Here is an 8,902-nt window from a genome sequence, read left to right as displayed (position 1 = left end):
CGCACCCGTACCACCCGTCACCAACACCGTGCCCGCACCCACAGGCCGCCAGGACTCTTCGGCAGGCGCGGCCGTGCCCGTCGCGCGCACCAGACGGCGGGCGAACAGACCCGACGCCCGAACGGCCACCTGGTCCTCAACCTCCATGTCAGCAGCGGGATTTGTACCGCTCAGGACGCCGGCCAGCCGGGACAGCACCTGGTCGTCCACCACCTCCGGCAGATCGACCAGACCACCCCAACGCTCCGGATACTCCAGCGCCGCAACCCGCCCCAGACCCCACACCGCCGCCAGATCCGCATCACGCACCGGATCCGACACCGCCGTCGACACAGCACCCCGCGTCACACACCACAACGGAGCCACCACACCGGCATCACCCAACGCCTGCACCAACACAGCCGTCGACACCACCGCCACCGGCCCATCCAGCAGCGACACCACACCCGCCACCGCAGCCGACCCCACAACACCAGCAAGCCGCTCAGCCAGCCCCGCACGATCACCCACATCACCGGCGGCCAGAACGAACTCCCGCACCTCCGCACCACGCCCAGCCAGACCAGCCACGACCCCAGCCGACGCCCCCGCCTCCGGCACGACCGCCAGCCACACCCCCGACAGACGCGAAGCAGAGCCCAGGTCCGCGACCAACGGCTTCCAAACCGTCCGGTAGTCCCAGCCGCCGGCCGCGCCGGCCGACCGACCACCGGTAGCGATGTGCTCCGGCCAGAAGCGACGCCGCTGGAAAGCGTAGGTGGGCAACTCGACGCGGCGGGCCCCCAGACCGGCGAAGAACGCCCGCCAGTCCACACCCACACCCCGCACATGAACCTGACCGAGAGCCGCAACCACCGACTCACACTCCGCACGGCCCCGCCGCAACACCGGCACGAACACATGACCATCCCCGGCCACGCACTCCTGCCCCATCACCGACAGCACACCATCCGGCCCCAGCTCCACAAACGCCGTGACACCCTCCGCCTCCAAGACCGCCACACCATCAAGGAACCGGACCGCCTCACGCACATGCCGCACCCAGAAATCAGGGCTCGTGATCTCCTCGACGGAGGCGATGGCACCGGTGAGGTTGGAGACGAGGGGGATGCGAGGGGCTTCGTAGGACAGGCCCTCGGCCACCTGCCGGAAGGCGTCCAGCATGCCGTCCATGTGCGGGGAGTGGAAGGCGTGGCTGACGGTCAGGCGACGGGTCTTGCGGCCCTGCTCCTCGAACGCCTGGGCCGTCTCCAGTACGGCGGTTTCGTCACCGGCGATGACGACGGAGGCCGGCCCGTTGACGGCCGCGATGCTCACCGCGTCCGCATCGGTGAGGTGCGGGGTGACCTCCTCCTCGGCAGCCTGGACAGCCACCATGGCGCCACCGGCGGGCAGTTCCTGCATGAGCCGGCCACGCGCCGCCACCAGCGTGCACGCGTCCTCCAGCGACAGCACACCCGCACAATGCGCCGCCGCCACCTCACCGATCGAATGCCCCGACACGAAATCGGGCCGCACACCCCACGACTCCAGCAGCCGGAACAGCGCCACCTCGATAGCGAAGAGGGCCGGCTGGGTGTAAGCCGTCCGGTCGATCAGGCCGGCGTCCCCGGCCTCACCGAACATCGCCTCCCGCACCGGCAGTTCGAACCTCGAACACACCTCATCCAGCGCCCGGGCGAACATGGGATACGCCTCGTACAGCTCCCGGCCCATCCCCAGCCGCTGGCTGCCCTGGCCCGTGAACAGGAACGCCAGCTTGCCGGCGTTGGCCGCGGAACCCGTGGTGAGTCCCGGGGCCTCCCGTCCTTCGGCGAGGGCGGTGAGGCCGGTGAGGAGTTCGCCGTGGTCGCGGGCCACGACGACGGCGCGGGTGTCGAACGCCGTGCGTCCGGTGGCCAGCGAGCCGGCGAGGTCCACCGATTCAGTTCCGGCCCCGGCCCCGGCCCCGGCTCCAGCTCCGGATTCGGCTCCAGCTCCGGATTCGGCTACGGACCCGGTCCTGGTTCCGAGGTGGGTCAGCAGGCGGTCCGCCTGGGCGCGCAGCGCGTCACCGGTGCGGCCGGACACCAGGAAGGGCAGCGGGTAAGGCGCGGGCGGGTTGTCCGGCCTGGGCGCGGGTTCGTCGGCGGGTGCCTGTTCGAGGATGGCGTGGGCGTTGGTTCCGCTGTAGCCGAACGAGGAGACGCCGGCGCGGCGCGGGTGGTCCGTGCGCGGCCATTCCCTGGCCTCGGTGAGCAGGGCGATGTTCCCGGCGGACCAGTCGACGTGCGGGGTCGGCTCGTCGACGTGCAGGGTCCGCGGCAGCGTCTCGTGCCGCATCGCCATGACCATCTTGATCACACCGGCCGCGCCGGCGACGGCCTGCGTGTGCCCGATGTTGGACTTGACCGATCCGAGCCACAGCGGCCGGTCCTCGTGCCGGCCCTTGCCGTAGGTGGCGAGCAGGGCCTGCGCCTCGATCGGGTCGCCCAGGGTCGTACCCGTACCGTGCGCCTCCACCGCGTCCACATCCGCGGCCGACAGTCCGGCGGACGCCAGCGCCTGCCGGATCACCCGCTGCTGCGACGGGCCGTTCGGAGCCGTGAGACCGTTGCTGGCCCCGTCCTGGTTGATCGCCGTGCCCCGGACGACCGCGAGGACCGGGTGGCCGTTGCGGCGGGCGTCGGACAGCCGCTCGACGAGGAGCATCGCGACGCCCTCCGACCAGCTGGTGCCGTCGGCCGCGGCGGCGAACGCCTTGATCCGGCCGTCGGCGGCCAGTCCGCGCTGCCGGCTGAACTCGGTGAAGGCGCCCGGTGTCGCCATGAGGGTCACGGCTCCGGCGAGCGCCAGCGAGCACTCACCGTTGCGCAGCGCCTGCGCGGCCAGGTGCAGCGTGACCAGGGACGACGAGCACGCGGTGTCGACGGTGATCGCCGGGCCTTCGAGGCCGAACGTGTAGGAGATGCGGCCGGAGGCGACGCTGGCGGCGTTACCGGTGCCCAGGTGTCCTTCGAGGCCGTCGGGGTCCTGGAGCCACAGCGTCAGGTAGTCCTGTTCGTTGGAGCCGACGAAGACGCCGGTGCTGCTGCCGCGCAGTGTGACCGGGTCGATGCCGGCCCGCTCGAACGCCTCCCAGGAGGTCTCCAGCAGCAGCCGCTGCTGCGGGTCCATCGCCAGCGCCTCGCGCGGCGAGATGCCGAAGAACCCGGCGTCGAAGTAGGCGGCGTCGTGCAGGAATCCGCCTTCGCGCGCGTAGCTGGTGCCTTCGAGGTCGGGGTCGTCGCTGTAGAGGGCGTCGAGGTCCCAGCCGCGGTCGGTCGGGAATCCGGTGATGCCGTCCCGGCCGGAGGCCAGCAGGTCCCACAGGTCCTCCGGGCTGCGGACACCGCCCGGGAAGCGGCAGCTCATCGCGACGATGGCGATGGGATCGTCCGCGTCGGCGGCGATCGCGGGGGCGACGGCGGTGCCGGTGGGGCCGTTGTGCCGGCCGGGTGGTTCAGCGAGCGCGTCGCCGAGGAGTTCGCCGCGCAGATGGTCCGCGAGCGCGGCCGAGGTCGGGTAGTCGAAGACGAGTGTGGGCGGCAGGCGCAGTCCGGTCGCATCGCCGAGGCGGTTGCGCAGTTCCACGGCGGTGAGGGAGTCGAAGCCCAACTCCTTGAACGCCCGCGCGGGTTCGACTGCGGCGGGGCCCGCGTGCCCGAGTACGGCCGCGACCTGGGTCCGTACCAGGTCCAGCAGGGCCCGGTCCCGTTCGGGTGCGCTCAGGTCCGCCAGCCGGGCGGCCAGTCCCGCCGCTCCGCCGCCCGTGCCGCCCGCGCCGGGGCCCGCCGCACCGGCCGCGCGGCGCAGCGGTGTGCGCACCAGTCCGCGCAGCAGCGGTGACATCGTGCCCTGCGCGGCCTGACCCCGCAGCGTTCGCACGTCGACCCGCATGAGGACGAGGGCCGCCTCGTCGGACTCGTGGGCGAGGTCGAAGAGGGCACGGCCCTCGGTGGCCGAGAGCGGGGGCAGGCCGCTGCGGCGCAGCCGCCGGAGGTCGGTCTCGTCCAGCGTGCTCGCCATGCCGCCGGACTCACCATCGCCCCACAGCCCCCAGGCCAGCGAGGTGGCGGCGAGGCCGTTGGCGCGGCGGTGCTGGGCGAGGGCGTCGAGGAAGGCGTTGGCGGCCGCGTAGTTGGCCTGGCCTGGGCCGCCGAAGACACCGGAGGACGAGGAGAACAGTACGAAGGCGGAGAGGCCGGCCTCGCGGGTCAGTTCGTGCAGGTTCAGCGCACCGGCGACCTTGGGCCCGAACACGCGGTCGACGCTGTCGAGCGACTGGGAGGCGATCACGCCGTCGTCCAGTACGCCGGCGGTGTGGACGACGGCGGTCAGCCGGTGCTCGGCGGGGACGGCCGCGATGACCTCGGCGAGCGCCTCACGATCGGCCACGTCGCAGGCGGCCCAGGTGACGTGCGCGCCGAGCGCGGTCAGCTCGGCGGTGAGTTCGTCCGCACCCTCCGCGACGGCACCGCGCCGGCTGACGAGCAGCAGGTGCCGTACGCCGTGGTGCGACACGAGATGCCGGGCGAACAGTCCGCCCAGCATGCCGGAGGCCCCCGTCAGCAGGACGGTTCCCTGCGGGTCGTACGTCGGGGCGTCGTCCGACTGTGTGCCGGCGTCGGCCGGTTGGGCGGGGACCCGCGCGAGGCGCAGGGCGCGGAGTTCGCCGTGGCGCAGGGCCAGTTGGGGTTCGTCCGTCGCCAGTGCGGTGGGCAGGGCGTGCCAGGACGCCTCCTCCCCGTCGCAGTCCACGAGGACGAAACGGTCGGGGTTCTCCGACGTGGCCGAACGCAGCAGACCCCACACCGCGGCCAGCGCGGGGTCGACGTCCTCGTCCCGCTCGGACACCGCGACGGCTCCGCGCGTCACCAAGACCAGCCGCGAGCCCGCGAACCGCGCGTCGGCCAGCCACGACTGGGCCAGCTCCAGCATGCCCACGACCGCGTGGCGCACTGCGGCGCCGCTCAGCACGCCTGGCGAGCCGGCCTCGACAAATACCTCGTCCGGCACTGCGGCGCCGGCCTCGACCGCGGCGGCGAGCGCCTCGAAATCCGCATAGCGCGCGCTCGGCCCGCTCTCGCCGCCCAACTCCCACAGGTCCGGCGGGAACATCGTGCCCGACTCGCTGCCCAGGGCAGCCCGCACGACCCGGGAATCCGACTCGGCCCCGGTGTCATGAGGGGCGGTGGCCAGGAACGGGAGCTGTGCCCACTCCTGCCGGAAGACCGACTCGTGGTACGCCACCTGCGCGGTCCGCACCTGGTCCTGCGAGACGGTACGCAGTACCAGCGACTCGACGGTCGCCACCGGGGCGCCCGTCACATCCGCGACCGCCAGCCGGACGCCGCCGTTCCCGCCCGTCGGGGACAGTCGCACGCGCAGCTCGGCGGCACCGGTCGCCTGAAGCGACACACCGCTCCAGGCGAAGGGCAGCCGGCCGCCCGCGGCACCGTCCGTCGAGTCCAGTACGCCCAGGCCGAGCGCGTGCAGTGCCGAGTCGAGCAGCGCGGGATGTATCCCGAACCGCTCCGCTTCAGCCGCCGCTCTCTCGGAGAGGGCGACCTCCGCGAACACCTCGTCCCCACGCCGCCAGGCGGCTCGCAGCCCTTGGAACACGGGCCCGTACTGCAGGCCCGTGCTCGCCAAATCCTCGTAGAGATGCGCCACTTCGACGGGCGCGGCGTCCCTCGGCGGCCATACGCCCAGGTCCGCCGGAGGCCGTGCGGTGCGCGAGGTGAGCAGACCGGTGGCGTGCCGGGTCCACAACTGCTCGGTGCGCGCATCCGCATCATGCGGACGTGACGCCACGGTGAGCGAGCGGCGCCCGTCGTCGCCGGGCGCACCGACGACGAGTTGCAGCTGTACGGCACCCCGCTCGGGCAGGACCAGGGGTGCTTCGAGGGTCAGTTCCTCCAGGTGGTCGCAGCCGACCTGGTCCCCGGCGCGGATCGCCAGCTCGACGAAGGCCGTGCCGGGCAGCAGTACGGTGCCCATGACTGCGTGGTCCGCCAGCCAGGGGTGCGTGGCGAGAGACAGGCGCCCAGTGAAGAGGAACCCGTCACTGTCGGCCAGCGGCACGGCGGCGCCCAGCAGCGGATGCCCGGCCGCTTCCAGACCGGCGGACGTCACGTCACCGACCCCTGGACCGGGCTCCAGCCAGTAGCGCTGGTGCTGGAAGGCGTAGGTCGGCAGGTCGACGCGGTGGGCGCCGGTGCCGGAGTAGTACGCCTGCCAGTCGATCGCGATGCCTCGCGTGTGGGCGTGGGCGAGGGCGGTGGTGAGGGTCTCGGCTTCGGGGCGGTCCTTGCGGAGGAGGGGGAGGAAGGCGAGGGCGCCGCTCTCGACGGACTCCTGCGCGAGCGCGCAGAGCACGCCGTCCGGGCCGAGTTCGAGGTACGTGGTGACGTTCTCGGCTTCCAGGGTGCGGATGCCGTCGTGGAAGCGGACGGCCTCGCGGACGTGGCGGACCCAGAAGTCGGGGCTGGTGATCTCCTCGGCGGAGGCGATGGCACCGGTCAGGTTGGAGGCGATCGGGATGCGCGGGGCCCCGTAGGACAGGCCCTCGGCCACCTGCCGGAAGGCGTCCAGCATGCCGTCCATGTGCGGGGAGTGGAAGGCGTGGCTGACGGTGAGACGCTTGGTCTTGCGCCCCTGCTTCTCGAAGGTCGCGGCGATGTCGAGTACGGCGGTTTCGTCACCGGCGATCACGACGGAGGTCGGCCCGTTGACGGCCGCGATGCTCACCGCGTCCGCATCGGTGAGGTACGGGGTGACCTCCTCCTCGGCGGCCTGGACGGCCACCATCGCCCCACCGTCGCCCGGGAGTTCCTGCATCAGCCGGCCACGCGCCGCGACCAGCGTGCACGCGTCCTCCAGCGACAGCACACCCGCACAGTGCGCGGCCGCCACCTCGCCGATCGAGTGCCCGGACACGAAGTCCGGCCGCACACCCCACGACTCCAGCAGCCGGAACAGCGCCACCTCAACGGCGAACAACGCGGGCTGGGTGTAAGCCGTCTGGTCGATCAGCCCGGCACCGCCATCACCGCCATCACCGCCATCACCGAACACTGCCTCGCGCACCGGCAGTTCGAACCGCTCGAAGACCTCATCCAGCGCCCGCGCGAACACCGGGTACTCGCCGTACAGCTCCCGGCCCATGCCCAGCCGCTGGCTGCCCTGCCCGGTGAACAGGAACGCCAGCTTCCCGATCGTGACCGACCCGGTCACCACCCCCGCCGCGCTCCTGCCCTCCGCCAACGCCTCAAGACCCGCCAGCAGCCCGGCCCGGTCACCGCCCACCACCACCGCACGCCGCTCCAGCGCGGCACGGGTCATGGCCAACGAGTACGCCACATCAGCCACTTCGGTCCCGACGTCAGCCGCGACCCGCTCCCGCAGCCGCTCCGCCTGCCCCCGCAACGCATCGTCACTGCGCGCCGACAGGACCCACGGCACCACGGACGGCGACCGCTCCTCCACCCCCGCGGCTTCGTCATCCTCCGCAGGAGCCTGCTCCAGAATCGTGTGCGCGTTGGTACCGCTCACGCCGAACGCCGAGACCGCCGCACGACGCGGCTGACCCGTCTGCGGCCACTCCCGCGCCTCCGTCAGCAACGACACCGCACCCGCCGACCAGTCCACGTCCGGCGACGGCTCGTCCACGTGCAGGGTCCGCGGCAGCACCCCGTGCCGTATCGCCATCACCATCTTGATGATTCCGGCGACGCCGGCGGCGTTCTGGGTGTGCCCGATGTTGGACTTGAGGGAGCCGAGCCACAACGGACTGTCGGCCGACGGCCGTTCCTGACCGTACGTGGCCAGCAGGGCCTGTGCCTCGATCGGGTCGCCCAGTCGCGTGCCGGTGCCATGCGCCTCGACCGCGTCGATCTGATCCGCCGTCAGCCGGGCGTTCTCAAGAGCCTGGCGGATGGCCCGCTGCTGGGAAGGTCCGTTCGGAGCCGTAAGACCGTTGCTGGCACCGTCCTGGTTGACCGCGCTGCCGCGCACGACCGCCAGCACCTGATGCCCGTTCCTGCGCGCGTCCGACAGCCGCTCCACCAGCAGCACGCCCACACCCTCGGACCAGCCCGTGCCGTCCGCCGAGGCGGCGAAGGACCTGCACCGCCCGTCCGCCGACAGCCCCCGCTGCCGGCTGAACTCCACGAACACGTCGGGAGTGGCCAGTACGGTCACTCCGCCCGCGAGGGCCAGCGAGCACTCGCCCTGCCGCAGTGCCTGCACGGCGAGGTGCAGGGCGACGGAGGAGGACGAGCACGCGGTGTCGATGGTGGCCGCGGGGCCTTCGAGGCCGAAGACGTAGGCGATGCGGCCGGATACGACGCTGGACGCGGTACCGGTGAGGAGGTGGCCTTCGACGCCGTCCGGCAGTTCGTACTGTCCGGCGCCGTAGGCCTGGGAGGAGGCGCCCACGAACACGCCGGTCCTGCTGCCGCGCACGGCGGCCGGGTCGACGCCGGCCCGCTCGAACGCCTCCCAGGAGGTCTCCAGCAGCAGCCGCTGCTGGGGGTCCATGGCGAGGGCCTCGCGCGGTGAGATGCCGAAGAAGGCAGGGTCGAACTCGGCCGCGTCGTGCAGGAAGCCGCCCTCGCGCGCGTAGGAGGTGCCTTCGTGCTCGGGGTCGGGGTCGTACAGCGACTCGATGTCCCAGCCACGGTTCGTCGGGAAACCGGAGATGGCGTCCCGGCCCTCGGCGACCAGCCGCCACAGGTCCTCCGGGGACCGTACGCCACCCGGGAACCGGCAGCTCATGCCGACGATCGCGATCGGCTCCCGCGATGCGGCCGTGAGCTGCTGGTTCTGCCGACGCAACCTCTCGGTTTCCTTGAGCGAGGCCCGTAGCGCTTCAACGATC

Annotated in this window: 1 protein-coding gene; it reads right to left on the bottom strand. The window is 72.3% G+C overall.

The window, feature by feature from the left end; translation table 11 throughout:
- The coding region (locus IE217_RS34060; protein ID WP_444545580.1) for a type I polyketide synthase at positions 1-8,901 on the bottom strand (8,901 nt) is incomplete at its 3' end.
- Position 8,902: the final 1 nt, after the last annotated feature.

The organism is Streptomyces naganishii JCM 4654 (assembly GCF_014650575.1).
In the GTDB taxonomy this organism is placed as follows: Bacteria; Actinomycetota; Actinomycetes; order Streptomycetales; family Streptomycetaceae; genus Streptomyces; species Streptomyces naganishii.
Note: the sequence above shows the minus strand (reverse complement) of the source record. Positions and strands in the feature narration are given on the sequence as shown.